26 protein-coding genes and 1 other RNA gene are annotated in these 25,603 nt (G+C 59.7%); 7 read left to right on the top strand and 20 right to left on the bottom strand.

The genetic code is table 11. The features are described from left to right. Positions 1 to 4: 4 nt before the first annotated feature. From mraY to rsmI, 9 genes are all read right to left on the bottom strand, one after another. Entirely contained in the window at positions 5 to 1,087 is a 1,083-nt protein-coding gene (mraY, locus tag AAGQ88_RS04735; RefSeq protein WP_285423097.1) for a phospho-N-acetylmuramoyl-pentapeptide-transferase, read from the bottom strand. After that, positions 1,087 to 2,472 (bottom strand): UDP-N-acetylmuramoyl-tripeptide--D-alanyl-D-alanine ligase, encoded by a 1,386-nt coding sequence (gene murF, locus AAGQ88_RS04730; protein ID WP_342654556.1) that lies wholly within the window; start codon positions 2,470 to 2,472, stop codon positions 1,087 to 1,089. The genes mraY and murF overlap by 1 nt, the downstream gene beginning before the upstream one ends. Then, complete coding sequence (locus AAGQ88_RS04725) at positions 2,465 to 3,928, bottom strand: UDP-N-acetylmuramoyl-L-alanyl-D-glutamate--2,6-diaminopimelate ligase (protein WP_342654555.1); 1,464 nt, start codon at positions 3,926 to 3,928, stop codon at positions 2,465 to 2,467. The genes murF and AAGQ88_RS04725 overlap by 8 nt, the downstream gene beginning before the upstream one ends. Next, entirely contained in the window at positions 3,928 to 5,676 is a 1,749-nt protein-coding gene (locus tag AAGQ88_RS04720; protein ID WP_093461824.1) for a penicillin-binding protein 2, read from the bottom strand. The genes AAGQ88_RS04725 and AAGQ88_RS04720 overlap by 1 nt, the downstream gene beginning before the upstream one ends. Next, positions 5,673 to 5,966 (bottom strand): cell division protein FtsL, encoded by a 294-nt coding sequence (ftsL, locus tag AAGQ88_RS04715; protein WP_093461826.1) that lies wholly within the window; start codon positions 5,964 to 5,966, stop codon positions 5,673 to 5,675. The genes AAGQ88_RS04720 and ftsL overlap by 4 nt, the downstream gene beginning before the upstream one ends. Beyond that, on the bottom strand, positions 5,963 to 6,910 hold the full coding sequence (rsmH, locus tag AAGQ88_RS04710; RefSeq protein ID WP_285423094.1) for a 16S rRNA (cytosine(1402)-N(4))-methyltransferase RsmH: 948 nt from the start codon (positions 6,908 to 6,910) through the stop codon (positions 5,963 to 5,965). Before rsmH ends, ftsL begins: the two co-directional genes overlap by 4 nt. Beyond that, positions 6,907 to 7,362, bottom strand: coding sequence for a division/cell wall cluster transcriptional repressor MraZ (gene mraZ, locus AAGQ88_RS04705; protein ID WP_037017349.1), 456 nt, complete (start codon positions 7,360 to 7,362; stop codon positions 6,907 to 6,909). Before mraZ ends, rsmH begins: the two co-directional genes overlap by 4 nt. A gap of 306 nt (positions 7,363 to 7,668) precedes the next feature. Next, positions 7,669 to 8,026, bottom strand: an RNA gene (gene rnpB / locus AAGQ88_RS04700) — RNase P RNA component class A. Positions 8,027 to 8,113: 87 nt separating this feature from the next. After that, a complete protein-coding gene (rsmI, locus tag AAGQ88_RS04695) occupies positions 8,114 to 8,908 on the bottom strand; it encodes a 16S rRNA (cytidine(1402)-2'-O)-methyltransferase (protein ID WP_342655738.1) in 795 nt (264 codons plus the stop codon). Between the two features lie 345 nt (positions 8,909 to 9,253). Between rsmI and AAGQ88_RS04690 the strand changes: the two genes are divergently transcribed. The 4 genes from AAGQ88_RS04690 to AAGQ88_RS04675 all read left to right on the top strand — a co-directional run bounded on the left by AAGQ88_RS04690 (position 9,254) and on the right by AAGQ88_RS04675 (position 12,777). Further along, positions 9,254 to 11,068: a penicillin-binding protein activator gene (locus AAGQ88_RS04690; protein ID WP_342654554.1), complete on the top strand. Its 1,815-nt coding sequence runs from the start codon at positions 9,254 to 9,256 to the stop codon at positions 11,066 to 11,068. Continuing rightward, positions 11,065 to 11,439, top strand: a complete 375-nt coding sequence (locus AAGQ88_RS04685) for a YraN family protein (RefSeq protein ID WP_285423091.1) — start codon at positions 11,065 to 11,067, stop codon at positions 11,437 to 11,439. Before AAGQ88_RS04690 ends, AAGQ88_RS04685 begins: the two co-directional genes overlap by 4 nt. A gap of 169 nt (positions 11,440 to 11,608) precedes the next feature. Continuing rightward, positions 11,609 to 12,202, top strand: a complete 594-nt coding sequence (locus AAGQ88_RS04680) for a phosphoheptose isomerase (protein ID WP_093461840.1) — start codon at positions 11,609 to 11,611, stop codon at positions 12,200 to 12,202. Further along, on the top strand, positions 12,199 to 12,777 hold the full coding sequence (locus tag AAGQ88_RS04675; RefSeq protein WP_285423089.1) for a BON domain-containing protein: 579 nt from the start codon (positions 12,199 to 12,201) through the stop codon (positions 12,775 to 12,777). Before AAGQ88_RS04680 ends, AAGQ88_RS04675 begins: the two co-directional genes overlap by 4 nt. A 163-nt stretch (positions 12,778 to 12,940) precedes the next feature. Here AAGQ88_RS04675 and AAGQ88_RS04670 read toward each other — a convergent pair whose 3' ends face one another. The 7 genes from AAGQ88_RS04670 to rplM form a co-directional block, all read right to left on the bottom strand. After that, positions 12,941 to 13,354, bottom strand: a complete 414-nt coding sequence (locus AAGQ88_RS04670; RefSeq protein WP_342654553.1) for a ClpXP protease specificity-enhancing factor — start codon at positions 13,352 to 13,354, stop codon at positions 12,941 to 12,943. Positions 13,355 to 13,372: 18 nt separating this feature from the next. Continuing rightward, positions 13,373 to 13,990, bottom strand: coding sequence for a glutathione S-transferase N-terminal domain-containing protein (locus AAGQ88_RS04665; protein ID WP_342654552.1), 618 nt, complete (start codon positions 13,988 to 13,990; stop codon positions 13,373 to 13,375). Positions 13,991 to 14,217: 227 nt separating this feature from the next. Further along, positions 14,218 to 15,000 carry a cytochrome c1 gene (locus AAGQ88_RS04660; RefSeq protein WP_342654551.1) on the bottom strand — a complete coding sequence of 261 codons (783 nt, stop codon included), beginning with the start codon at positions 14,998 to 15,000 and terminating at the stop codon, positions 14,218 to 14,220. After that, positions 15,000 to 16,211 (bottom strand): cytochrome bc complex cytochrome b subunit, encoded by a 1,212-nt coding sequence (locus AAGQ88_RS04655; RefSeq protein ID WP_285423087.1) that lies wholly within the window; start codon positions 16,209 to 16,211, stop codon positions 15,000 to 15,002. The genes AAGQ88_RS04660 and AAGQ88_RS04655 overlap by 1 nt, the downstream gene beginning before the upstream one ends. Beyond that, positions 16,211 to 16,804 (bottom strand): ubiquinol-cytochrome c reductase iron-sulfur subunit, encoded by a 594-nt coding sequence (gene petA / locus AAGQ88_RS04650; protein WP_093461856.1) that lies wholly within the window; start codon positions 16,802 to 16,804, stop codon positions 16,211 to 16,213. Before petA ends, AAGQ88_RS04655 begins: the two co-directional genes overlap by 1 nt. Positions 16,805 to 17,067: 263 nt before the next feature. After that, a complete protein-coding gene (gene rpsI / locus AAGQ88_RS04645) occupies positions 17,068 to 17,460 on the bottom strand; it encodes a 30S ribosomal protein S9 (protein ID WP_062384252.1) in 393 nt (130 codons plus the stop codon). Between the two features lie 14 nt (positions 17,461 to 17,474). Beyond that, positions 17,475 to 17,903 carry a 50S ribosomal protein L13 gene (gene rplM, locus AAGQ88_RS04640; RefSeq protein WP_062384256.1) on the bottom strand — a complete coding sequence of 143 codons (429 nt, stop codon included), beginning with the start codon at positions 17,901 to 17,903 and terminating at the stop codon, positions 17,475 to 17,477. Between the two features lie 241 nt (positions 17,904 to 18,144). Between rplM and AAGQ88_RS04635 the strand changes: the two genes are divergently transcribed. After that, positions 18,145 to 19,182, top strand: coding sequence for an NADP(H)-dependent aldo-keto reductase (locus AAGQ88_RS04635; protein ID WP_093461858.1), 1,038 nt, complete (start codon positions 18,145 to 18,147; stop codon positions 19,180 to 19,182). 150 nt (positions 19,183 to 19,332) lie between these two features. Here AAGQ88_RS04635 and AAGQ88_RS04630 read toward each other — a convergent pair whose 3' ends face one another. Then, positions 19,333 to 20,469, bottom strand: a complete 1,137-nt coding sequence (locus AAGQ88_RS04630) for an acyl-CoA dehydrogenase family protein (RefSeq protein ID WP_342654550.1) — start codon at positions 20,467 to 20,469, stop codon at positions 19,333 to 19,335. Between the two features lie 246 nt (positions 20,470 to 20,715). On the opposite strand from AAGQ88_RS04630, the gene AAGQ88_RS04625 reads away from it, so the two are divergent. Further along, positions 20,716 to 21,612, top strand: a complete 897-nt coding sequence (locus tag AAGQ88_RS04625; RefSeq protein WP_285423266.1) for a GlxA family transcriptional regulator — start codon at positions 20,716 to 20,718, stop codon at positions 21,610 to 21,612. 120 nt (positions 21,613 to 21,732) lie between these two features. On the opposite strand, the gene zapE is transcribed toward AAGQ88_RS04625, so the two are convergent. From zapE to AAGQ88_RS04610, 3 genes are all read right to left on the bottom strand, one after another. Beyond that, the gene (zapE, locus tag AAGQ88_RS04620) at positions 21,733 to 22,827 is read right to left on the bottom strand and encodes a cell division protein ZapE (RefSeq protein WP_093461864.1); all 1,095 of its coding nucleotides are present in this window, start codon (positions 22,825 to 22,827) and stop codon (positions 21,733 to 21,735) included. 61 nt (positions 22,828 to 22,888) lie between these two features. Next, a complete protein-coding gene (locus AAGQ88_RS04615; RefSeq protein ID WP_342654549.1) occupies positions 22,889 to 24,238 on the bottom strand; it encodes a tryptophan--tRNA ligase in 1,350 nt (449 codons plus the stop codon). Between the two features lie 28 nt (positions 24,239 to 24,266). Then, complete coding sequence (locus AAGQ88_RS04610) at positions 24,267 to 24,896, bottom strand: alpha/beta fold hydrolase (protein WP_342654548.1); 630 nt, start codon at positions 24,894 to 24,896, stop codon at positions 24,267 to 24,269. Between the two features lie 145 nt (positions 24,897 to 25,041). On the opposite strand from AAGQ88_RS04610, the gene AAGQ88_RS04605 reads away from it, so the two are divergent. Next, positions 25,042 to 25,479 (top strand): DUF1043 family protein, encoded by a 438-nt coding sequence (locus AAGQ88_RS04605; protein ID WP_093461870.1) that lies wholly within the window; start codon positions 25,042 to 25,044, stop codon positions 25,477 to 25,479. Positions 25,480 to 25,603 lie beyond the last annotated feature (124 nt).

Here is a 25,603-nt window from a genome sequence, read left to right as displayed (position 1 = left end):
CGTTCTACCTCAGTTTCAACGTGGCAAGGCCGATCAACACGAGGATCACGGTGATGATCCAGAAACGGACGATCACGCGCGGCTCGGGCCAGCCTTTGAGTTCAAAGTGGTGATGAATCGGCGCCATGCGGAAAACGCGGCGGCCGGTCAATTTAAAGGATGCAACCTGAATGACGACTGACAGGGTCTCCATGACGAAGACGCCGCCCATGATGAACAGGACGATTTCCTGACGGACGATCACGGCGATGGTGCCCAAGGCGGCACCCAGCGCCAGCGCGCCGACGTCGCCCATGAACACTTGAGCCGGATAGGTGTTGAACCATAGGAAACCCAGACCGGCGCCGATCAGCGCGCCGCAGAATACGATCAACTCGCCTGCGCCCGGCACATAAGGGATCAGCAGGTACTCGGCAAACTTCACGTTACCGGACAGGTAGCAGAAGATCCCCAGTGCGCCGCCGACCATGACAGTCGGCATGATGGCCAGACCGTCCAGGCCGTCGGTGAGGTTCACCGCGTTGCTGGACCCGACGATCACGAAGTAGGTCAGGATCACGAAGCCGACGCCCAGCGCGATGCTGAAATCCTTGAACATCGGGATCAGCAGCGTGGTTTCGACCGGTGTCTGCGCAGTCATATAAAGGAAGAGCGCAGCGCCCAGGCCAAACACTGACTGCCAGAAGTACTTCCAGCGGCTTGGCAGGCCTCTGGAGTTCTTCTCGATGACTTTGCGGTAATCATCGACCCAGCCGATGCCGCCAAAGAGCAACGTCACGATCAGCACGACCCACACATAGCGGTTGGTCAGGTCGGCCCAGAGCAACGTGGAAATACCGATGGCGGACAGGATCAGCGCCCCGCCCATGGTGGGCGTGCCGGATTTGGACAGGTGCGATTGAGGTCCGTCGTTACGCACGGATTGGCCGATCTGTTTGTTCTGCAGGGCACGGATCATCCATGGGCCCAGGCACAGGGACAGCGACAATGCAGTGAGCACGCCGAGGATCCCGCGCAGGGTCAGGTACTGGAAGACCGCGAAGCCTTTGTAGAACTGTTGCAGATACTCGGCCAGCAGCAGCAGCATTAATGTTTCTCCGCCTTCAAGGGGTAAGTCTCGGTTGCGCAGAGTGCTGCCACGACGTTTTCCATCGCGGCACTGCGTGAACCTTTGATCAGAATGGTTGTGTTTTTATCGTGTTCGCCGCGCAGCGCCTCGATCAGCTCGGCCTGACTCGCAAAATGGCGGGCATCCTGCCCGAAAGCCTCGACGGCATGGGCCATCAGCGGACCGACGGCATACAGCGCGTCGACCTTGCCCGCAGCGTATTGGCCAACGTCGCGATGGCCTTGCTCGGCCCAGTCGCCCAGCTCGCCGATATCACCGAGGACCAGCACCTTGCGGCCCGGGAATCCGGTGAGGATGTCAGTGGCCGCAGCGACGGACGTCGGGTTGGCGTTATAGGTGTCGTCGATCACGCGAATGCCGTTGGTCGCCAGTTGCGCGACGGTGCGGCCTTTGACCGGCTGCACGCTGTTCAGACCGTCGACGATCCCGGCCAGCGATACATTCAGCGCGTGCGCGGCAGCGGCGGCGGCCAGCGCATTGGCAACGTTATGCGCGCCCAGCAGGTTCAGCTGCACTTGCGCTGAGCCGATCGGGCTGTGCAGCGTGAACGTCGGGCAACCACGAGCGTCGATGCCCAGATCGCTGGCGTAAAAGTCAGCGCGGCTGTCCCGGGTCGAGAAGCTCAGGACCTTGCGGCCATTGGCGCGGGCGACCCAGATGTCGAACGCTTTGTCGTCACGGTTCAACACCGCAACGCCGCGAGCGTCGAGCCCCTCGATGATTTCACCTTTGGCCTGAACGATTTTCTCTGGCCCGCCGAACTCGCCCACATGGGCGGTGCCGGCGTTGGTCAGCACGCAGACGTGAGGCTTGGTCAGGCTGACCGTGAACGCGATCTCGCCGATTCGCGAGGCACCCAGTTCGATCACCGCGGCGTCGAATTCTGGCGCCAGTTCCAGCAAGGTCAGCGGCACGCCCAATTCGTTATTCAGGTTGCCACGCGTCGCCAATACCGGGCCACGGGTGCGCAGAATGCTCGCAAGCATTTCCTTAACGGTGGTCTTGCCGCTGGATCCGGTGATCGCAGCCACCGGCTTGTCGATGAAGGCATTGCGGTTCAGCGCACCCATCTGCGCCAGCGCCTTGCGGGTATCGCCGACGATCAGTTGCGGCAACGGACTGCCTGGCACTTCGCGCTCGACCAGCGCCCCGACGGCGCCTTTGGCGGCGACCTGATCGAGGTAATCATGACCGTCGAAACGCGGACCGGTCAGGGCAACGAACAGCTGCCCCGGATTGATCGCACGGCTGTCGATGCTGACCCCGCTGAAACTGACGTCTTCGCCGACGCGACGGGCATCGAGCGGCACCAGCAATTCGCTGAACATAAGTGGCTTAAGCATGTGCAGCCCCCCATGCGTCCAGTGCCTTGGCGGCTTCTTCAAGATCGGAAAACGGATGACGCTGGCCGTCGATTTCCTGGTAATCCTCATGACCCTTGCCTGCCAGCACGATCACGTCGGCGGCCTGAGCCTGCTCAATGATCCGGGCAATGGCAGTGGCGCGACCTGCAACGAAATCGACGTTGTCCGCCGCGCTGAATCCTGCGCGGATGTCGTCGAAAATGCGCATCGCGTCTTCAGTGCGCGGGTTGTCGTCGGTCACCAGAACCTTGTCGGCAAGACGCTCGACCACTTCGGCCATCAATGGACGCTTGCCGCGATCGCGATCGCCGCCGCAACCGAACAGGCAGGTCAGCTGACCTTTGGCGTGAGGCCGCAGGGCCGCGAGGACTTTTTCCAGCGCGTCGGGCGTGTGCGCGTAGTCAACGACCACCAACGGCCGAGACCCGCCACCCAGACGCTGCATGCGGCCAACCGGTCCTTCGAGACCCGGCAGCACTTTGAGGATGTCGTCCAGCGGGTAATCCAGCCCCATCAACGCGCCGACCGCGGCCAGCACGTTGCTCAGATTGAAGCGGCCCAGCAGGCTGCTGCGCAAGGCATGGTCACCTTGCGGCGTGACCAGCGTGGCGCGCACACCATCGTCATCGAAATGCGCATCGCGGCAGAACAAGTAAGCGCTGCTGTCTTCCTGGCTGTAGGTGATCAGACGCGAGACGTGTTGTTCGGCGGCCAGTTGCCGGCCGAATTGGTCATCCAGATTGATCACGCGGCAACGCAGGTCATTCCACGCGAACAGCTTGGCCTTGGCCGCGGCGTAGGCTTCCATCGTGCCGTGGTAGTCCAGATGATCGCGGGACAGGTTGGTCATCACCGCAACATCGAACGCCAACGCAGTCACGCGGCCCTGATCCAGGCCGTGGGACGACACTTCCATGGCGATGGCCTTGGCGCCGGCCTTCTTGAGGTCGTAAATGGTCGACTGCACGGAAATCGGATCAGGCGTGGTGTGGATGCCGCTGTGCAGTTCACTGTAAAAACCGGTGCCCAGCGTCCCAATGATGCCGCAGTGCTGTCCGAGTTGGTCGAGCGCCTGGGCGACCAGTTGCGTCACACTGGTTTTACCGTTGGTACCGGTCACGCCGACCATGTCCAGGCTACGACTCGGGTCGCCGTAAAAACGGCCGGCGATATCGGACAGCTGGGCTGCCAGGCCCTTGACCGGAATCATCGGGATGTCCGTGATCGGCAGCACTTTGGCGCCTTCGACTTCATAGGCGATGGCGGCAGCGCCATGGGCAATCGCGTCGGTGATGTGATCGCGGCCGTCGACCTTGAAGCCCGGGATCGCGAGGAACAGATCGCCCGGGCGAACCTTGCGGCTGTCCAGGGTCAGTTCGCGGATCAGCAGGTCACGATCGCTCTGCGCGAAAATCTTGCTCAGGTTGAAAGACATCAGCCACGTCCTCCCTTGACTGGAACGACGAGCGGCGCCGCGTTGGCCTGTTGTTCCGGCGGAATCGGACCGAGGTTGTCCGGGCGCACGTTCATCAGACGCAACGTACCGGACATCACTTTGCTGAACACTGGCGCTGAAACCAGACCACCGAAGTAGCCGCCTTTGCTCGGCTCGTCGATGACCACCACGATCGCGTAACGCGGATTGCTCATCGGACCGAAGCCTGCGAACAGCGAACGGTAGGAGTTTTCGGCGTAGCCCTTGGTACCCACGGACGTCTTGCGCGCAGTACCCGACTTGCCGGCAACGTGATACGACGGCACCCGCGCACGATAGACGCCGCGCGGATCCTCGATCACCTGCTGCAGCATGCCCTGGAGAGTTTTGGCCGTGGTTTCCGGAATCGCCTGGACCGAATCCGACGGCTTGTCGGTCTTCAGAATGGTCAGCGGGACAATCTTGCCGTTGTTCGCCAGCGCCGAGTAAGCGTGTACCAATTGCAATGCAGTCACCGACAAACCGTAGCCGTAGGACAGCGTCGCGGTTTCCGCCTTGCGCCATTCACGGTAGTTCGGCAGGTTACCGACGCGCTCGCCCGGGAAGCCCAGACCGGTGTACTGGCCAAGGCCGACACGCTGCATGGCACGGAAGATGGCCTCGCCGCCCACGTCGAACGCCACCTTGCTCATCCCCACGTTACTGGAGTTGATCAGGATGCCGGTCAGATCGAGGATCGGGCCTTCGGTCTTGGTCACGTCACGAATGGTGTATTTGCCGATCTGCAGCGTGCCCGGATAGACCTCGACCTTGTCGCTAGGCTTCCAGCGGCCGCTGTCCAGTGCCGCAGTCATCGAAATCGGCTTCATGGTCGAGCCCGGCTCGAACACGTCAATGATCGCGCGGTTACGCATTGCCGCAGGCACCATGGTGCGGCGGTTGTTCGGGTTGTAGGTCGGCTGGTTGACCATCGCCAACACTTCGCCGGTCTTCACGTCCATGATCACCAGGCTGCCGGCCTTGGCGTCGTTTTCCTGAATGGCGTTGCGCAATTCGCGGGTCGCCAGGTATTGCAGGCGCAGATCAATAGACAAAGCCAAGGTCTTCCCGGCCTTGGCGTTTTTCTTCACTTGCAGGTCTTTGATCAACCTGCCGCGCCGATCCTTGATCACTTGCCGTTTGCCCGGCACCCCGGCGAGCCAGTCGTCGTAGGCGAGTTCGACGCCTTCGCGGCCATGATCGTCCAGGTCGGTGAAGCCGACCATGTGAGCAGTGACATCGCCTGCAGGATAGAAGCGACGGAATTCTTCCTTGCCGTAGACGCCTGGGACTTTCAGATCGAGCACCGACTGGCCCTGCTCCGGCGTGAGGCCCCGGACCAGGTAAATGAATTCTTTGGTGGCCTGTTCATTCAGGCGGTCGGTCAGCGATTTAGGGTCCTGCCCAAGCGCCTGGGCCAGCAAGCCCCACTTGCTCTTGTCGGCCTGCATTTCCGAAGGGTTGGCCCAGATGGTGGTCACCGGCGTACTGACGGCGAGCGGCTCGCCGTTGCGGTCGGTGATCAGGCCACGGTGTGCCGGAATCGAAACAGTACGCAGGCTGCGCGCATCGCCCTGCTCAATAAGGAAGCGATGATCGATGACCTGCAGGTCGACGATGCGGTAGGAAATCGCCAGCACCATGACCGACAGCAGGCCGACCACGACGCGGAACCGCCACGGGTAGAGAGCCCCTTCGAGTTTCATCATGGCGACACCATCCGGATGTCGGCAGCGTTGGGGATGCGCATCTTGAGTTGATCCGTGGCCAGCGCTTCGATACGGCTGTGCGCGGTCCAGGTGCTTTGCTCAAGAATCAACCGACCCCACTCGGCCTGCGCCTTGTCGCGCACGCTCAGTTCAGCGTACAGCGAGTTGAGCAACTGACGGTTCCAGTGCGCGCTGTAGGAAACGGCGATCGCGGAAACGAGAACGGCGACGAACAGCAGCAGCATGAAGAAGCTGCCGCCCGGCAACGGCTTGAAGAATACGCGACTCACCGTAGTTTCTCCGCAACACGCATCACTGCGCTGCGCGAGCGCGGGTTGGCACGTGTTTCTTCATCGGAGGCGAATTGCGCCTTGCCGATCAACTTGATGCGCGGCTCGAACGCCTGATGACGAATCGGCAGGTTGCGCGGCATGTTGTCCGCCTCGCCTTTCACCAGCTTGCGCATGAACAGCTTGACGATGCGGTCTTCCAGCGAATGGAAACTGATCACGACCAGGCGTCCGCCCACTTCGAGCGCGTCGAGTGCCGCGTCGAGGCCGGCTTCAAGGTCGCCGAGCTCGTTATTGACATGAATCCGCAGCCCTTGAAACGCGCGCGTTGCAGGGTTCTTGCCCTTTTCCCACGCAGGATTGGCCACTTTCAGGACTTCGGCCAGATCGGCAGTGCGCTCGAAGGGCTGGGTTTCGCGACGAGCCACGACAGCGCCTGCCATGCGCTTGGCAAAACGCTCTTCGCCGTATTCCTTGAAGACGCGGGCGATCTCTTCGGCCGGCGCGCTGTTGACGAACTCCGCCGCACTGATGCCACGGGTCGGATCCATGCGCATGTCCAGCGGGCCGTCATTCATGAAACTGAAGCCACGCTCGGCGTCGTCGAGTTGCGGCGAAGAAACGCCCAAGTCCAGCAGAATGCCGCTGACTTTCCCTGCAAAGCCGCGTTCCAGAGCCTCGGCGCCCAACTCGGCAAAGCTGCGCTGCACAATGACAAAGCGGCCGTCTTCGGCCGCCAGCGTTTGCCCTGTGGCAATCGCTTGAGGATCTTTATCGAATCCGAGAAGTCGGCCGTCCGGCCCCAGGTGCTGCAATATAAGACGGCTGTGTCCGCCGCGCCCGAAAGTGCCATCCATATAGCAGCCATCCGCGCGCACCGCGAGAGCCTCGACGGCTTCTTCGAGCAGTACGGTGATGTGGGTAAAGCCGCTATTCGTAGTCACAGGATCAAATCACGCAGTTCATCAGGCATCGCGCCCGGTTTTTGAATGGCCGCAAGGTCCGCATCAGCAAGTGCGTTCCAGGCGTCCTCATCCCACAATTGAAACTTGTTCAGCTGGCCTACCAGCATTACTCGCTTATCGAGCTTGGCGTACTCACGCAAACGGGGCGGCACAAGAAAACGGCCACTGCCGTCGAGTTCCAGGTCAACCGCATTCCCGATCAACAGCCGCTGCAGACGACGGTTCTCTTCACGGAATGTGGCGAGCTCACGCAATTTGGCTTCGATCAACTCCCATTCCGGAAGCGGATAGATGCACAAGCATGGGTCGACGGTATCAATGGTTACGATCAACTGGCCGGCGCTACGCGAATCGAGCTCGTCACGGTACCGGCTCGGCATAGCGAGACGGCCCTTTGCGTCGAGATTGATTGCGTTTGCACCACGGAACACAGGCGCGATCTCCGAATATTATCTTTTTGCGCTCAAAAAACCCACTTCACGCCACTTTCCGCCACTTGCGCACACTATAGGAATGCGCCCACCACACCGTCAAGGCGACTTCTTAAGGAAAACCCTTACAGGACGGAGATTTAGGAGAGGTAATGCAGGAGTTTTGAAAAAATTCGGATTGTTCCTACGGATAATTCCGAGGATGAACAGAAAGTTCAGCGCAGAACTTAAAGTGATTTGTGAGGTTTAAGATTTTTTTGGCATTACGCGGAGGGAGAAACGGTACAAACGAGGGGAGAAAAAAAGGTGGAGAGTCGATCTGTAAGCCGGGTTCTGTCGAGGACAGTCATTCCTCTACGATGGCCATCACTGGACATCTTTAGCAACCTACCCGGTTCCAGCGCGGGCCACGCCTTGGAACCCTATTTGGTCTTGCTCCGAGTGGGGTTTACCTAGCCACGAACTGTTGCCAGTCGTGCGGTGCGCTCTTACCGCACCTTTTCACCCTTACCGGCACCGAAGTGCTTAGGCGGTTATTTTCTGTGGCACTTTCCGTAGGCTCGCGCCCCCCAGGCGTTACCTGGCACTCCGCCCTATGGAGCCCGGACTTTCCTCCCCCCTTCATTGCGGAACAATGAAAGGCAGCGACTGTCCAATCGACTCTCCGCCGCCAAGGGTAATGGCAGGGCGCCTTGAGAACAAGCTTTAATAAGCCGCTCACACGTTTGCCTGAAAAATCAAACAGCGTGGGTCACTCGCTTTTCTGCTTCTCCAACGCCACCTGATACAACAGGTTCTTGCGCACGCCGGTGATCTCCGCCGCCAGCGCGGCCGCACGCTTGAGCGGCATCTCTTGCAACAACAGATCGAGCACGCGCCGCGCCTCGGCGCCAATCACGTCCTCGCCCTGCGGCTCACTCCACCCCGACACGAGCACCACGCATTCGCCGCGCTGCTGATTGCTGTCACCTTCGACAAAAGCACGCAATTCGCCCAAGGGCAGCCCTTTGAGGGTTTCGAACGTCTTGGTCAGCTCTCGACCCAGCACCGCAGGCCGCTCGGCGCCGAATATAGCTTCCATGTCCTGCAGGCATTCCAGAATCCGGTGCGGCGCCTCATAGAAAATCAGCGTACGAGGCTCCTCCTTGAGAAGCTCGAGACGCGACTTGCGCCCCACTGATTTGGCGGGCAGAAAACCTTCGAAAATGAAACGATCGGACGGCAGCCCTGCCGCCGACAAGGCTGCGATCAAGGCACAGGCACCTGGCACCGGCACGACTTGAATACCCGCCGCCCTCGCCTGACGCACCAGGTGATAACCCGGGTCGGAGATCAGCGGCGTGCCTGCGTCGGAGATCAGCGCGACATCATCCCCGGCCAGCAGACGGGTGATGAAACGACTGCCTTCATCACGCTCATTGTGCTCATGGCATGCAGCCAGCGGGGTGGCGATGCCGAAATGCTGCATCAACCTTAATGAATGACGCGTATCCTCGGCAGCGATCAGTGCAACGTCACGAAGCACTTTCAGCGCGCGCACGCTCATGTCGTCCAGGTTGCCAATCGGCGTGGCCACCACATAAAGCGAGCCTGTAGTGGAATTCGAAGCACCCGGAGCAGTCAAAGCGCACACCTCATGTTGTGTAGAAAGCCTGCATTGTACAGCCTCTGGCCAGGACAATCGGGCGCAGCGAACAGGGATATTGAAAAATGGACGCAAAGATTCGCTCACACACGGGCACGATGCCGCGGATGGGAAACCTGCCGACCAGGGCGCGCCTGTGCGCCTCAGGACGATCCATATCGCAGCTTTGACGCCTTCAACGTCGCGCCCCGGCCAGTGCTTGGGTACAATTCCACGCTTATTTGCTCGAGTATCAGGAACATATACATGATCGCTTGCCTGCGGCTGTTCTCTGCCCTCTGCCTGGCTGCCTTGTTGGCGGCTTGCGCCGGTTCGCCCTCCTCCAGTCTTGGCGAACTGCCACGCACCACTGACGCCAGCATCGAGCAGTTGCTCGAACAAGCTTCGACGGCGAAAACGCCTGATCAGGCTGCCTTGCTGAAACTGACCGCTGCGGATCTGGCTGCACGCCAGAACAACCCAGGTCGCGCTGCCAGCATTCTTGAGCAGGTGCAGATGGATCAGCTCAAGACCGACAAGCAGATCTACGCCAATACCCTCTCGGCTGAACTCGCGCTGGGACGCAGCCAGCCAAAAGCTGCGCTGACCGCGCTGAATCATCCGAGCCTGCAGCACCTGGGTGAAATGCCGGTCGATCTGCAGACCCGCACCCATACCGTCCGCGCCCGCGCGCTGGAAGCCGATGGCCAGACACTGGCCGCCGCGAGCGAGCGCGTCTTCATGGGCCCGTTGCTGCAAGGCGACGCCCTGAGCGCTAACAACGACGCGATCTGGACGCTGGTCGCGGCCTTGCCGCCCGAGCAATTGCAAAGCACCGCCAATGACGACATGGGCGGCTGGCTGAGCCTGGCCCGCGCGGTCAAGGGCGCAGGCACGCTGGAACAGCAGCAGGCCGCCATCGATAACTGGAAAGCGCAGAACCCGCAGCATCCGGCCGCGCGCCAGTTGCCGTCAGCCCTGGCTCAGTTACGCGAACTGAAAAGCCAGCCACTGACCAAGATTGCCTTGCTGCTTCCGCAGGACGGTCCGCTCGCTTCGGTCTCGCGCGCGTTGCGTGATGGCTTCATGGCGGCTCATTATCAGGCCCAGCAAGCTGGCCAGACGCCGCCCGCCATCGAGGTGTTCGACAGCTCCCGCGTCACGTCCATGGATGCCTTTTATGCACAGGCCAAAGCGGCAGGCGTCCAGTTGGTGGTGGGTCCACTGGAGAAACCACTGGTCAAACAGCTGAGCACTCATCAACAACTGCCGATCACGACCCTCGCGTTGAACTACAGCGACACCACCGCGCAGGGGCCTGCCGAGCTGTTCCAGTTTGGTCTGGCGGCCGAAGACGAAGCGCGGGAAGTTGCACGCCGCGCCTGGGCCGATGGTAAACGCAGCGCTGTCGCCATGGTGCCGAAAGGCGAATGGGGCGATCGCGTGCTCGAGGCGTTCCGCCAGAGCTGGCAGGCCAAAGGCGGCACGCTGCTGGGTGTGGAGCGCATCGATCAGCCGGTGGCGCTGGCCCAGCAAGTCGCCGATCTGTTCCAACTGCGCAACAGCGAAGGCCGCGCTCAGCGACTGCAGAGCACAACGGGCGCGCAGATGGCTGCTCAGCCGAGCCGCCGCCAGGACGTGGACTTCATGTTCCTCGCCGCAACGCCGCAACAGGCTCAGCAGATCAAGCCAACCATGGTCTTCCAGTACGCGGGCGACGTGCCGGTCTACGCGACTTCGCACTTGTTCACCAACAGCGGCGACCAGGCGATGTACAACGACCTGGCTGGCGTGCGCTTCTGCGAAACGCCTTGGCTGCTCAATGCTGCCGACCCGCTGCGCCAGCAAGTCACCACGCAGTGGCCTCAGGCCGGCGGCAGCCTGGGTCGCCTGTACGCCATGGGCATCGACGCCTATCGTCTGGCGCCACGTCTGACCCAATTGAAAACACTGCCCGACACCCGCATCGACGGCCTCTCCGGCAGTCTGGCGATTGGCCAGGGCCAGCGCATCGAACGTCAACTGCCATGGGCCGAATTTGTCGATGGCAAGGTTCAGCGTCTGCCGGACACCGCTCCTTGACCCTTGGCAACACCCGACAGACCGCAGGGCGCGAGGCCGAAGCCTACGCCCTGCGGCACCTCCAGCAGCAGGGTTTGCGGCTGATTACACAGAATTGGTTGTGCAAGCGCGGCGAGCTTGATCTGGTCATGCTCGACGGCGATACAGTAGTATTTGTCGAAGTTCGCTATCGTCGCCATGCAGGTTGGGGTGGTGCGCTGGAAAGCGTGGATTTTCGCAAGCAGGAAAAGCTCACCCTGGCCGCCCAGTCGTTTCTGCAAAGCGAGTCGAAATGGGCCGATTCACCCTGCCGTTTCGATGTCGTGGCGATCAATGGCGATCCGGGAACAGCACCCGCACTGAACTGGCTGAAGAATGCCTTCGACAGCTGAAAGGCCCACGCCAGAGCGGCAATGCTTCCGTTCATAGCCAGGCGGGCCGATGATTCCATACCGTTTTTTTTTTGCTCTTTGCTTTGCGGGCTGCACAGTTTTGTGCCGGGAAGCCGATGACACACTTCAAACGTCACCCGACCCGCTGCCCCTATTAAGGTTTACATAGATGGACATGCAATCCCGAATTCGCCAGCTTTTTCAGGCCAGCATCGATACCAAGCAGCAGGCGATGGACGTTCTTGCACCTTACATCGAGCAAGCCAGCCAGGTGATGGTCAACGCGCTGCTCAACGAAGGCAAAATGCTCGCTTGCGGCAATGGCGGATCCGCCGGCGACGCGCAGCACTTTTCGTCGGAGTTGCTCAACCGATTCGAGCGCGAACGTCCGAGCCTGCCGGCCATCGCGCTGACCACCGACACGTCGACGATCACCTCGATCGCCAACGATTACAGTTACAACGAAGTCTTTTCCAAACAGATCCGCGCGCTGGGTCAACCTGGCGACGTGCTGCTGGCAATCTCAACCAGCGGCAACTCGGCGAACATCATCCAGGCCATCCAGGCCGCACATGATCGTGAAATGATTGTCGTAGCCCTGACCGGTCGCGACGGCGGCGATGTAGCCTCACTGCTGCTGCCTGAAGACGTCGAAATCCGCGTCCCGGCCAAGGTCACCGCTCGTATTCAGGAAGTCCACCTGCTGGCGATCCATTGCCTTTGCGATTTGATCGACAGCCAATTGTTCGGGAGTGAAGAATGATATCCAAACGCCTCTGCCTGCTGGGTTTGACGCTTTGCCTGGGCGTCAGCGGATGCAGCTCTGTGGTCAACGCCAGCCGTGAAGCGCCCATCGATGATGACCGTGGCACTCGCACCCTGGGCAGCAAGATCGACGATTCGCTGATTGAGACCAAAGTGTCGGTGAACATCGCCAAGGCCAGCCCTGATCTGGACAACAACTCGCACATCGTCGTCACCAGCTTCAACGGTGTGGTCCTGCTGGCCGGCCAGACGCCTCGGGCCGACCTCAAGCAACTGGCCGAACAGACCGCCAGCCAAGTGCAGAAGGTCAAGAAAGTCGACAACGAGCTGCAGGTCATCGCGCCCTCCTCGCTGCTGGCCCGCAGCAACGATGCCTGGCTGACCAGCAAGATCAAGACCGAGATGCTGACTGACAGCGCGATCCCGGGTTCGCGAATCAAAGTGGTGACCGAGAACGGCATCGTTTACCTGCTGGGCCTGCTCACTCAGGCTGAAGCCAACCGCGCGACCAATCTGGTGCAAGGCGTGGCCGGCGTGCAGAAGATCGTGAAGCTGTTCGAGTACATCGACTGATTCACACCCCTGCAGGAGTGAGCTTGCTCGCGATCGCGGTGTGAGATTCAGCGAACAGTCACTGACTCAACGCCATCGCGAGCAAGCGCTCCTGCCGCTTCAATCGATACGCAATAAAAAAGGCGATCCCCCGGGATCGCCTTTTTTCGTTGCAGCGCAGTCGTTATTTGACCACTTTCAGACTCGGCCGACCGGTCGGACGTGGTGGCTCGTCATCCGGTGGCGGCACGTCGTCATCGACATCCAGATCTTCGTCGTCATCCACGGCAGGTTCGAGATCGAACACCATGCCCTGGCCATTCTCGCGTGCGTAAATCCCCATGACGGCCGAGACAGGGACGTACAGGCTGTGGGGGACACCGCCGAAACGGCCTTCGAAACTCACTGCGTCATTGTCCATGTGCAAATGGCGTACGGCGCTTGGCGAAATGTTCAGAACGATCTGGCCATCATTGGCGAAGCCTTGAGGGACTTGTACCGCCGGGTATTCGGCGTTGACCAGAATGTGCGGCGTGCAATCGTTATCTACGATCCACTCATAAAGAGCGCGGATCAGATAGGGGCGACTGGAGTTCATCAAACGGCTCCTTAGGCCTTAGCGCATGTCACGTTCGGCAGCAGACAGACTTGCCTGGAAGGCCTCACGCGCAAACTGGCGCTCCATATAATCAAGCAGCGGCTTGGCAGGCCGCGGCAATTCGATACCCAGAATCGGCAGGCGCCAGAGTATGGGCAATAGACAGCAGTCGACCAGACTTTGCTCGTCACTGAGGAAAAAAGGCTTCTCAGCAAACAGCGGCGAAACGCCGGTCAGACTTTCACGCAGTTCCTTGCGCGACTGGGCCCGGACAGCTTCTTTGCTGCGCGGATCCAGAATCACATCCACCAGCGCGCACCAGTCACGCTGAATCCTGTGGATCAGCAAACGGCTATTGGCACGTGCGACCGGGTAAACCGGGAGCAGAGGCGGATGCGGATAACGCTCATCCAGGTATTCCATCACCACCGTCGACTCGTACAACGCCAGGTCACGATCAACCAGCGTCGGCACGCTGCCGTACGGATTCACCTCGATCAGTTTGGCCGGATGACGACCGTCTACAACATCAATGATCTCGGCGCTGACACCTTTCTCGGCGAGCACGATGCGCACGCGATGGGAATAGTGGTCGGCGGGGTCGGAGTAACAGGCCAACCGGTTGGTCACGCCCATGGCGATCCTCCTCGCTTGTTTGATATTCAAAAGCAGAAAAAACGAACGCGCCCCGAAGGCGCCTCCGGCAACATCCACAGTGGCAGGTGTCCGTCGCGGGCGACAAGATAGCTCATTTACTCGAAGTAAATTCTGCAATCTTTCGCCCGCCACTATACCTGCTCTGCGTGCATTACCCGAACGAGGCTCTGCGGAGCGCGTTCTGCGTCAGCGACACCCATCTTCGATCAGTGCACGTCCTTCCAGTATTCGCGCTTGAGCAGGTACGCAAATATGAACAGGACCGCCAGATAGAGCAGCACGTAAGTGCCGATTCTTTGATGTTGCAACTTCACCGGGTTCGCCGAATAGGCGAGGAACGTCACCAGATTTTTGATTTTCTGATCGAACTGCTCTTCGGTCAGGGTGCCCGTTTTCGGCAAGACGGTGAGCTGATCACACGCCTCATGGGTCAGCGGCGAGCCGGTCAGCGGGTCATACTGCTTCTTGCCCTCCTCGACCAGTTGCACTTGCTTGCAGCCAATCACCTGACGGCCCTGCAATCCCTCAAGCACATTAGGCATGCCGACATTGGGGAACACTTTGTTGTTGACGCCCCATGGCCGCGCGGGATCCTCGTAGAACGAGCGCAGATACCCGTAAAGCCAGTCAGTGCCGCGCACGCGTGCCACCAGGGTCAGATCCGGCGGCGCAGCGCCGAACCACACTTTGGCGTCCGCAGGCTGCATGCCGGAACTCATGTGATCGCCGATCTTGGCGCCGGTGAAGACCAGTTTCTCCAGCATCAGCTCATGAGGAATGCCTAGGTCGTCGGCCACTCGCTCGTAACGCTGAAATTTGGCGCCGTGACAGCCCATGCAATAGTTGACGAACGTCCGGGCGCCGTCCTGCATCGCGACCTTGTCGGCGACATCGATATCGACGCTTTCCAACTCCAGGCCGCCGTGTTCGTCGGCCAAAGACAGGACAGGGAGTGCAGCCAGCAAGAAAACAGCCAGTAGCTTTTTCATCAGCCAGTCACCCTTTCCGGAACCGGTTTCGTCTTCTCCATGCGCGTGTAGAACGGCATCAGGATGAAGTAGGCGAAGTACACGAACGTACACACCTGCGACAGCAACGCACGCCCCGGGCTGGGCGGCAGCACACCCAGAATCCCGAGAATCACGAAGGCCACACAAAACAGCAGCAACCAGATCCGGCTCAGCCATCCCTTGTATCGCATGGATTTCACCGGGCTGCGATCCAGCCACGGCAAGACGAACAGCACAGCGATGGCGGCGCCCATCGCCATGACACCCAGAAGCTTGTCGGGGATCGCTCGCAAGATCGCGTAGAACGGCGTGAAGTACCAGACAGGCGCAATGTGTTCCGGCGTCTTGAAGGCGTTCGCCTGCTCGAAGTTAGGCTTCTCGAGGAAGTAGCCACCCATCTCGGGAAAGAAGAATACGACTGAGCAAAAAATGAACAGGAACACCACCACACCGACGATATCCTTCACGGTGTAGTACGGATGGAACGCGATGCCATCCAGGGGCTTGCCGTTTTCGTCCTTGTATTTCTTGATGTCCACGCCGTCCGGATTGTTGGAGCCGACCTCGTGCAGCGCCAGCACGTGCAGCACGACAAGCCCCAGGATGACAATGGGCAGTGCAACGACGTGAAGCGCAAAGAAACGGTTGAGCGTGATGCCCGAGATCAGATAATCGCCGCGAATCCATTGGGTCAGGTCGTTACCAATGACCGGAATCGCGCCGAACAGCGAAATGATCACCTGTGCGCCCCAGTACGACATCTGGCCCCACGGCAACAGGTAGCCCATGAAGGCCTCAGCCATCAGCGCCAGATAGATGAGCATGCCGAAGATCCAGACCAACTCCCGCGGCTTCTGATACGACCCGTAAAGCAACCCGCGGAACATGTGCAGGTAGACGACGATAAAGAACGCCGACGCGCCCGTGGAGTGCAACAGGCGCAAGATGGAGCCGTATTCGACGTCGCGCATGATGTACTCGACGGACGCAAACGCTTCCTCCGCCGACGGGGTATAGCTCATCGTCAACCAGACCCCGGTGACGATCTGATTCACCAGCACCAGCAGCGCCAACGAGCCGAAAAAGTAGAAGAAGTTGAAATTCTTCGGGGCGTAATACTTACTGAGATGGTCTTCCCACATGGAGGTCGCGGGGAAGCGCGCATCGATCCAGTCCATGAACTTGCTCATTACGCTTTCTCCTGATCGACACCAATGACGATGATTGAGTCCGACTCGTAGGAATGCGGCGGCACTGGCAGATTCAGGGGTGCAGGTTGCGCCTTGTAGACGCGCCCGGCCAGGTCGTAATGGGAGCCGTGACAAGGACAGAAATAACCACCAACCCAGTCCTTGCCCAAATCGGCCGGAGCGACTTCAGGGCGAAAGGTGGGCGAGCATCCCAAGTGAGTGCAGATGCCGATCAATAACAGCATTTCGGGCTTGATCGACCGGACGACAGGGTCGACGTAAGCAGGCTGAGTGGAGTTCTTGGATTCGGGATCGGAAAGCTGGCCGGCAATCTTGCCCAGATTGGAGAGGATTTCCGGCGTGCGGTGCACAATGAAGACCGGCTGCCCGCGCCACTCGGCAATCATCTGCTGGCCGGGCTCTATCTTGCTGATGTTGACCTTTACGGGAGCGCCTGCGGCTTTGGCTTTGGCGCTGGGAAACCATGACCCCACGAACGGGACCGCAGCTCCAACCGCTCCTGCTGCGCCTACCACAGACGTGGCTGCGACAAGGAAGCGACGCCGGCCTGCATTCACGCCGTCATTGCTCATTGCGTCCTCTCCCATCAGCTTTTCGAAAACCCGCTTGGCCGGGTTTCTTTTGGAATTATTGTTCTAGCTGTCAAAAAAACCCGCCGAATGGTAAGTAAAAAGCCCTCCTGGCTGCAAGGGAGTTACCGTTTGGCTAAATCAGGGAGCCTTGTAGATCGCGGCGTCCACGGATGAGTCGTGTTGTCACAGACAATAATAGACGCCCATAAAAAAACGCCCAGTTCCAAGCGGAAACTGAGCGTTCTTTTTGAACGAAAAGCGAATTAACGCTTCGAGTACTGCGGACGCTTACGCGCTTTACGCAGACCGACTTTCTTACGTTCAACTTCGCGAGCGTCGCGAGTGACGTAGCCTGCTTTGCGCAGAGCGCTACGCAGAGTTTCGTCGTATTGCATCAGAGCGCGGGTGATACCGTGGCGGATTGCGCCAGCTTGACCACTCACACCACCGCCGATCACAGTGACGTAGATGTCGAATTTTTCGACAGTCTCGGTCAGTTCCAGCGGCTGGCGAACTACCATGCGGGCAGTTTCACGGCCGAAGAACGTGTCCAGGGAACGGTTGTTGATAGAGATGTTACCGGTGCCCGGACGCAGGAAAACGCGTGCGGTTGCGGTCTTGCGACGGCCAGTGCCGTAATTTTGAGTCGCCGACATAATGAACTATTCCGTTAAAACTTCAGTTCTTGGGGCTGCTGAGCAGTATGAGGGTGTGCAGCGCCCGCATAGACTTTCAGCTTACGATACATGTCGCGACCCAGCGGGTTCTTAGGCAGCATGCCTTTGACCGCGGTCTCGATCACGCGCTCAGGAGCTTTGGCGATCAGCTTTTCAAAGTTGATCGACTTGATCCCGCCCGGGAAACCGGAGTGAGAGTAGTAGATCTTGTCGGAGGTCTTGGCACCGGTGACACGGATTTGCTCAGCGTTGATCACGACGATGTAGTCGCCCGTGTCGACGTGCGGAGTGTATTCCGGCTTGTGCTTGCCACGCAGACGGCTCGCGATTTCGGTGGCCAAACGACCCAGGGTCTGGCCAGCAGCGTCGACGACGAACCAGTCGCGCTTTACTGTTTCCGGTTTAGCGGTAAAAGTTTTCATTCTTTATAGCCTCAAAGGCCGCCCTGAAAAATAGACGGCGGAGCATACTCATTAGTACGGTCTTTGACAAGTCAAAGGCCGCCGGGCACGAACGCTATAGGGGGCTCGGGTCAGCGCGTTCGATCGCAGCGGTGTCTTGTGGCGCGGGGCATCACTCCCACGACAAAGAGACGCGGAATTATGCAGATTGCGAAAAAAATTTCAACCTGCTTTTATGGCTCTTTTCAAAAAGGAGAGCCAGATGGACTATCGCAAACTGGGTAGAACCGACCTCAACGTCAGCGCAATCTGCCTGGGTACCATGACCTGGGGCGAGCAGAACAGCGAGTCCGAGGCCTTCGCCCAGATCGAACGCGCCAAGGCGGCGGGGATCAATTTCATGGATACGGCCGAGATGTATCCGGTCCCGCCGAAAAAAGAAACCTACGCCAGCACCGAGACCATTATCGGCAACTGGTTCAAGAAATCGGGCGATCGCGCCGACTGGATCCTCGCCAGCAAGATCGCCGGACCGGGCAACGGCATCGACTATGTGCGTGACGGTCATCTGAAATTCAACCGCGACCACATCGTCGCCGCGGTCGACGCCAGCCTCAAGCGCCTGCAGACCGACTACATCGATCTCTATCAATTGCACTGGCCGGAACGCAGCACCAACTTCTTCGGCAAGCTGGGCTATACCCACAGCGACGAACACTTCACACCGTTGCTCGAAGTGCTCGAAGCGCTGGATGAACAGGTCAAGGCAGGCAAAATCCGTCACGCGGGGCTGTCCAACGAAACGCCGTGGGGCGCCATGACCTTTCTGGCCGAATCCCGCGCCCACAACCTGACCCGGCCGGTGTCGATTCAGAACCCTTACAACCTTCTCAACCGCAGCTTTGAAGTCGGTCTGGCCGAAGTCGCCATTCGCGAACAATGCGGCCTGCTGGCTTACTCGCCGATGGCGTTCGGCATGCTGTCTGGCAAGTACGAAAACGGCGCGCGTCCGGCCAAAGGTCGTCTGAGCCTGTACAGCCGCTTCACGCGTTATTTCAACCCGCAGTCGGAAGCAGCGTGCGCTCGCTACGTGGCACTGGCCCGCGAGCACGGCCTTGATCCGGCGCAAATGGCGCTGGCGTTCGTCACTGGCCGTTCGTTCGTGACCAGCAACATCATCGGTGCCACCACGCTCGAACAGCTGGAGAGCAACCTGGCCAGCGCCGAGCTGGTGTTGTCTGAGGAAGTGCTGGCGGGGATCGAAGCGATTCACAAGGATCAGCCCAACCCTGCGCCGTGAATCGATACATCGGCTTGACCTGATTTAACGGGTTAGCAAGCACCTGTGGGAGTGAGCCTGCTCACGAAGGCATCGTGTCAGTCACCATTGCTGTGACAGAACCGCCGCTTTCGTGAGCAAGCTCACTCCCACAGTGTTCATGCCCTCTCCCTACAGCGATCGGGCAATGATCTCCTTCATGATTTCGTTGGTTCCCGCATAAATCCTCTGCACCCGCGCGTCTGCCCAGGCACGTGCGATCGGGTACTCCCACATGAAGCCGTAGCCGCCGTGCAACTGCACGCACTCATCAAGCACCTTGCATTGCAGGTCGGTTGACCAATACTTGGCCATCGCGGCAGTGGGCACATCCAGCTTGCCCTCCAGGTGCAGCTCCAGACACCGGTCAATGAACGTGCGGCCGATCTGCACTTCAGTGGCAATCTCGGCCAGCTTGAAGCGCGTGTTCTGGAAATCCGCAATCGCCTGACCGAAAGCCTTGCGTTCACGGGTGTACTCCAGCGTCCACTGCAGCGCAGCTTCAGCCGACGCAATGGCGCCGATGGCGACCGTGAGGCGCTCCTGCGGCAGCTCCTGCATCAAATACGCGAAGCCCATTCCCGCCTGGCCCAGCAGATTTTCCTTAGGGATTCGCACGTCCTGGAAGAACAATTCCGACGTGTCCTGCGCCTTCATGCCCACCTTTTCCAGACGCTTGCCCTTCTCGAACCCTGGCGTGCCCGCCTCCACAAGGAACAAGCTGGTGCCCTTCGCGCCGGCCTTTGGATCGGTTTTCGCCACCACGATCACAAGGTCCGCCAGAAAGCCGTTGGTGATGAAGGTCTTGGAGCCGTTGATGACGTACTCGTCACCGTCGAGCACCGCAGTCGTCTTGACGCCTTGCAGATCAGAACCGGCGCCAGGTTCGGTCATGGCAATGGCGGTGACGAGTTCGCCCGAGACCATTTTCGGCAGGTATTTCTGCTTAAGCGCCTCACTGCCGTAGTGCAGGATGTAGGGCGCCACGATGTCAGAGTGCAGGGAAAATCCGATGCCGGTCAGGCCCAGCCGGTAGATTTCCTCGATCACCACGGTGGTGTAGAGGAAGTCCGCAGCCATGCCGCCGTACTCCTCCGGCAGGTGCGAACACAACATGCCTTGCTCGCCCGCGCGGTTCCAGAGCGTGCGGTCGATGTGGCCCTGTTTCTCCCACTGCGCGTGCCAGGGCGCGGCTTCCTGCTCGAGAAACTTGCGGACGCTGTCGCGGAAGAGCTCGTGTTCGGCGCTGAAGAGTGTTCTTGGAAGCATGGGACACCTTGGGCTGGCGGGATTGTCGGACAGAGTTGGAGCATGAGCGTATGCCGAGCGGATTGACGACGACACTGGACACATCCGACAAAAAATAAGACGATCACGCCGTTGCATGACCACTTTCCCATATAAGAACAACAGATTATGTCTACTCAACCCACCGTGCCGTTGCGGCGCGTCAGTATCCTTGCGATCGACGGAATTTTTGCCTCTACCCTCACCCAGGCAAAGGACTTCTTCCACCTGGCCAGCCTGCGTTATGGCAAGCAATTGGGCCAGGGCCTCAACCCCGCTTTCGAAACGCGTCTGGTCAGCCCGGACGGTCAATCGGTGCGCAGTTTCAGTGAGGTCGTGCTGCCGGTCGACGGCGTGCTCGATGACAGCGACATCATCATCCTTCCCGCTTTCGTCGACAATTTCGACACGCTGCGTGAGCGTTATCCGCAGATCCTGCCCTGGTTGCGCGAGCAGCATGCTCGGGGAGCGGTTCTGTGCGGCGAAGCCAGCGGCGTGTTCTGGCTGGCCGAAGCCGGGCTGCTCGACGGCAAGGAAGCCACCACGTACTGGCGCTTCTTCAATGAATTTGCCGAGCGATTCCCCAAGGTGCTGCTCAACCAGGAGAAACACCTGACCGATGCCGACAACCTGTACTGCGCAGGCGGCACGATCTCAGCCTGCGACCTTTATATCTATCTGATCGAACGCTTCTGCGGCCCTAACGTGGCGCAGACCGTCGCGCGCGACATCTTGTATGAAGTGCAGCGCAGCTATGCGCCGGGTCGCATGGGTTTTGGGGGACAGAAGCTGCATCAGGACGTGATCATCCTGCAGATTCAGCATTGGCTGGAAGAGCATTTCGCCGACAAATTCCGCTTCGAGGACGTCGCTCGGGAACACGGCATGAGCATTCGCAACTTCATGCGCAGGTTCCAGACCGCAACCGGCGACAAGCCATTGCACTACTTGCAGCGCCTGCGCATCGAAACCGCCAAGGGGCTGCTGTCAGGTTCGCGCAAAAGCATCAAGACCATCAGCTATGAAGTCGGCTACGACGATGCGAGCTTCTTCGCACGCCTGTTCCGACAACACACTGATCTGTCGCCGAACCAGTACCGCCAGCAGTTTCAGCAGGCAGCCTGAAAAAACCAGACTGTAGGCGCGCGCTTGCCGCGATAGCGTTGTGTCAGACGACCTTGTTCTGACCGACCCATCGCCATCGCGGGCAAGCGCGCTCCTACGATTCGCAGCTTGCAGCGGCTGCTAGGGTTTGTGCGCGCGGGACAGGAACTCGTGGGACTGCATTTCCAGCAGACGACTCAACGTACGCTGAAACTCGAAGTTCAGGCGGCCGCCGGTGTACAGGTCTTTCAACTCGACTTCCGCAGAAATGATCAGCTTGACGTTGCGATCGTAGAACTCGTCGACCATGTTGATGAAGCGCCGGGCAATGTCGTCGGTGGTCACACTCATCTGCTCTACACCGCTGAGCAGCACGGCATGGAAGATTTTTCCGAGTTCAATGTAGTCGTTCTGGCTGCGAGGACCGTCGCACAGCTCGCGGAAATCGAACCAGGCGACGTCGTCACACGTGCGCAGCGCCTTGATCTGGCGATTCTCGATGATCAACACGTCATTCTCGATCGCCTTCGTGCATTCAGGCGTCAACGCCCGGAAGCTCTTGCGCATGCTCTCTTGCGCCGCCTCGTTGAGCGGGAAGTGGAACAGTTCGGCCTGCTCCAGGTGACGCAGGCGATAATCCACGCCGCTGTCGACGTTGACGATGTCGGTGTTCTGCTTGATCAGCGCGATGGCAGGCAGGAAGCGCGCACGTTGCAGGCCGTCCTTGTAGAGCCCGTCAGGCACGATGTTGGAGGTCGCTACGAGGGTCACGCCGTTTTTGAACAGTTCTTCCATCAGCGTGCCGAGGATCATGGCGTCGGTGATGTCAGACACGAAGAACTCATCGAAACAGATCACGCGGGCTTCTTCGGAGAAGCGCTTGGCGATCAGGGTCAGCGGGTTCTTTTCGCCCTTCAGGTTTTTCATTTCTTCGTGCACACGCTTCATGAAGCGGTGAAAGTGCGTGCGCATCTTGTCCTGAAACGGCAGCGCCTCGAAGAAGGTGTCGACCAGATAGGTCTTGCCGCGCCCCACGCCGCCCCAGAAATACAGGCCCTTGACCGCCACGGCTTCCTTTTTGCCGAACAGCTTGCCGAACAGGCCAGGCTTGTTCTCATGGGCAGCGATCAGGTCGTCGTACAGGCGCTGCAGATGACGCACCGCATTTTCCTGCGCGGCGTCGTGAAAGAACTCGGGGCGTTTAAGGTCGTTCTGATAGCTTTCTAGGGGGGTCATATTCGTTAGCTGAGCAGCAAAAACGGGCCGCCACTGTAGCGATGGCCCGTTGGAATGGCAATTAATCCTGTTGTGGCGCCAAGGCCAGCTTCAGGCTCTCTATTGCGGCGTCGCGCGCGGCGGCATCGGCGAAGCTCGGGCTGTCGGCGACGCAGTCACCCCCAAGCCATACGCTGAAGGCAGCACCCTCACTGCGGATGTCCAGATCGCCACCTTGCTGCAGCTGTCTGGTCACCGCACCGGCGGCCTTGCCGTCAGCGAAGTTGCGCGAGAGCAGCAGTTGCTCGCCATCGGCCGCCAGCAAGCGGAAGCGGAAGCTGCCGTCGTCTTCACGAAAGCTGACGAACCGCGCGCCTTTACTGGCTTTTTTCTTGCTGGTCGCGACGGCTTGCGGCGCTGCACGGAAAGAACGCAGGCCAACCGCCTCACGCAGCTCGCCCAGAAACGGCGTTGCGATGCGGCGGGCCTTGGCCGCGCCCGCCTGGAGAATATCTTCCAGATCAGCCGGGCGTTCAATCAGACGATGGTAGTTCTCGCGCGCTTCACTCAGCTCGCTGTCGAGCAACTGGAACAGACGCTGCTTGGCGTCGCCCCAGCCCAGCCCCTGCAGCAGATCGGCACGGAATTTATCGCTCTGCTCGCCGGTGGCGAACGCCTGATACAGGGTGAACAAATGCGAGTTGTCCGGATCCTTGGCCTCGCCCGGCAAGCGGGAGTCGGTGACGATGCGCGAGATCGCGTCCTTCATCTCCTTCGCGCTGCTGAACAGTGGAATGGTGTTGTCGTAGCTCTTCGACATCTTCCGGCCGTCCAGGCCGGGCAAGGTCGCCACGCTCTCTTCGATCAGCGCCTCGGGCATCACGAAAAATTCTTTGCCATTGCCGAACAGGTGATTGAAGCGCTGGCCAATGTCACGGGCCATTTCCACGTGCTGAATCTGATCTCGACCCACTGGGACCTGATGCGCGTTGAACATCAGAATGTCAGCGGCCATCAGCACCGGATAGCTGAACAGGCCCATGCTGACGCCGGCATCCGGGTCTTCGCCGGCCTCGACATTCTTGTCCACAGACGCCTTGTAGGCGTGGGCCCGATTGAGCAGCCCTTTGGCGGCAACGCAAGTCAGCAGCCAGGTCAGTTCTGGGATTTCAGGGATGTCGGACTGGCGGTAAAAGGTCACGCGCTCGACGTCCAGACCGGCTGCCAGCCACGTTGCGGCGATTTCCAGACGCGAGCGCTGAATGCGCAGCGGGTCATCGCACTTGATCAACGCATGGTAGTCGGCCAGGAAATAGAACGAATCGGCATTGCTCTGGCGGCTGGCGACGATGGCCGGGCGAATGGCGCCCGCATAATTGCCCAGGTGTGGCGTACCGGTGGTGGTGATACCGGTCAGGATACGAGTGGTCATGGCTAGTCGCTTATTCTGTGTACTGCGATCAATTCGAAAGGCGCGGCAGGACCAGATCCTTGAGGTCGGTCAGCTTGCCGTGGAAAAAGTGTCCGCATTCTGCCACTTTCAGCAGCTCATGGGGGCGCTGAAGCGCGTCAGACCATGCGTACACCAGTTGTGGGTCGACAACTTCGTCGGTTTCCGGCTGGATCAGGGTCAACGGGCCTTTCTGCGGCAGTGCCGCTGGATCAGCGATGCGCATGACCGCGGGCGCGACCATGAACAGATGATTCAGTGTTTCGCCCTTCGCCTCGAGCCGGCCGCCGAGTGTCGCGGCGACGAATCCACCGAAGGAAAAACCGAACAGGGTGATCGGCATATCGGGATGTTTTTCCCGCAGCCACGTCGCTGCCGCTTCGGCATCGTTGACCTCGCCCTGGCCCATGTCCGAGCTGCCGGCGCTGGTGCCGACGCCACGGTAGTTGAAACGCAGGGTAATGAAACCCGCATCGCGCGCTGTACGCTGCAAAGTGGAGATCACTTTATTGAGCATCGTGCCGCCCTGAACCGGGTTAGGATGGCAGATCAGCGCCAGGCCTTTGGCCCCTTCCAGGTCAAGGTACAAGGCTTCGAGTTGGCCCACCGGGCCGTCGATGAATACAGGGGTTTCACGCATGAGCAAGAATGAACTCCGTGACCTTCAAATGGGTCGACTCGTCTAGCTGATTGTCTGTGGCTGGCATGTTGGCGACGCGTCGCCGCTATACAGCGCAGGTTCGAGCCGTTAACGTAAAGCAAAGCCGTTTATAGAGGAAGGACTCGTGGATTACTCGCTCTTAGTTTGGTTGCTGCCGACTATCGCCCTGATCGTTGGTGTCGCCATCGGTTTCTTCGTGGCGCGTGCGCTGCCCCATGCCGCGCCTAACAGCACTCAGCGCCAGCTGGATGACGTTCAGGAGCGTTTCGACAGATATCAGAACGAGGTGGTCACTCACTTCAACAGCACGGCTAATCTGGTGCAAAAGCTGTCCCAGAGCTACCAGGATGTCCAGGAACACCTCGCCGAAGGCGCCGACCGTCTGGCGACCGACGACCTGACTCGCCAACGTCTGCTGGCCGCTTTGCACCCGGATGCGCTGCAGGCCCCGCGCGACCGCCTGACGCCACCCCGCACGGCCGCCGAGCCGCCACGTGATTACGCACCCAAGGCGCCAAACACGCCAGGCATGCTGGATGAGCACTACGGCTTGAAAAAGTAATCGAAGACACCCGAAACAGCCCGCCCCTGATCCACTCAGCGGCGGGCTTTTTTATGGCCAGCTGTGTGAGGGAGCCAGTTCACCGGGTTGCTACAGCAGCTGATCCACCTTGCAGGAGTGAGCC

It is taken from the genome of Pseudomonas sp. F3-2 (genome assembly GCF_038804275.1).
Lineage (GTDB): Bacteria > Pseudomonadota > Gammaproteobacteria > Pseudomonadales > Pseudomonadaceae > Aquipseudomonas.
Note: the sequence above shows the minus strand (reverse complement) of the source record. Positions and strands in the feature narration are given on the sequence as shown.

Bases quoted from the DNA above. Each gene is read 5' to 3' on its own strand.
- mraY (WP_285423097.1), bottom strand. From the start codon at position 1,087: ATGCTGCTGCTGCTGGCCGAGTATCTGCAACAGTTCTACAAAGGCTTC.
- murF (WP_342654556.1), bottom strand. From the start codon at position 2,472: ATGCTTAAGCCACTTATGTTCAGCGAATTGCTGGTGCCGCTCGATGCC.
- AAGQ88_RS04725 (WP_342654555.1), bottom strand. From the start codon at position 3,928: ATGTCTTTCAACCTGAGCAAGATTTTCGCGCAGAGCGATCGTGACCTG.
- AAGQ88_RS04720 (WP_093461824.1), bottom strand. From the start codon at position 5,676: ATGATGAAACTCGAAGGGGCTCTCTACCCGTGGCGGTTCCGCGTCGTG.
- rsmI (WP_342655738.1), bottom strand. From the start codon at position 8,908: ATGAGCGTGCGCGCGCTGAAAGTGCTTCGTGACGTTGCACTGATCGCT.
- AAGQ88_RS04690 (WP_342654554.1), top strand. From the start codon at position 9,254: ATGATCGCTTGCCTGCGGCTGTTCTCTGCCCTCTGCCTGGCTGCCTTG.
- AAGQ88_RS04680 (WP_093461840.1), top strand. From the start codon at position 11,609: ATGGACATGCAATCCCGAATTCGCCAGCTTTTTCAGGCCAGCATCGAT.
- AAGQ88_RS04675 (WP_285423089.1), top strand. From the start codon at position 12,199: ATGATATCCAAACGCCTCTGCCTGCTGGGTTTGACGCTTTGCCTGGGC.
- AAGQ88_RS04670 (WP_342654553.1), bottom strand. From the start codon at position 13,354: ATGAACTCCAGTCGCCCCTATCTGATCCGCGCTCTTTATGAGTGGATC.
- AAGQ88_RS04665 (WP_342654552.1), bottom strand. From the start codon at position 13,990: ATGGGCGTGACCAACCGGTTGGCCTGTTACTCCGACCCCGCCGACCAC.
- AAGQ88_RS04660 (WP_342654551.1), bottom strand. From the start codon at position 15,000: ATGAAAAAGCTACTGGCTGTTTTCTTGCTGGCTGCACTCCCTGTCCTG.
- AAGQ88_RS04655 (WP_285423087.1), bottom strand. From the start codon at position 16,211: ATGAGCAAGTTCATGGACTGGATCGATGCGCGCTTCCCCGCGACCTCC.
- petA (WP_093461856.1), bottom strand. From the start codon at position 16,804: ATGAGCAATGACGGCGTGAATGCAGGCCGGCGTCGCTTCCTTGTCGCA.
- rpsI (WP_062384252.1), bottom strand. From the start codon at position 17,460: ATGTCGGCGACTCAAAATTACGGCACTGGCCGTCGCAAGACCGCAACC.
- rplM (WP_062384256.1), bottom strand. From the start codon at position 17,903: ATGAAAACTTTTACCGCTAAACCGGAAACAGTAAAGCGCGACTGGTTC.
- AAGQ88_RS04635 (WP_093461858.1), top strand. From the start codon at position 18,145: ATGGACTATCGCAAACTGGGTAGAACCGACCTCAACGTCAGCGCAATC.
- AAGQ88_RS04630 (WP_342654550.1), bottom strand. From the start codon at position 20,469: ATGCTTCCAAGAACACTCTTCAGCGCCGAACACGAGCTCTTCCGCGAC.
- zapE (WP_093461864.1), bottom strand. From the start codon at position 22,827: ATGACCCCCCTAGAAAGCTATCAGAACGACCTTAAACGCCCCGAGTTC.
- AAGQ88_RS04615 (WP_342654549.1), bottom strand. From the start codon at position 24,238: ATGACCACTCGTATCCTGACCGGTATCACCACCACCGGTACGCCACAC.
- AAGQ88_RS04610 (WP_342654548.1), bottom strand. From the start codon at position 24,896: ATGCGTGAAACCCCTGTATTCATCGACGGCCCGGTGGGCCAACTCGAA.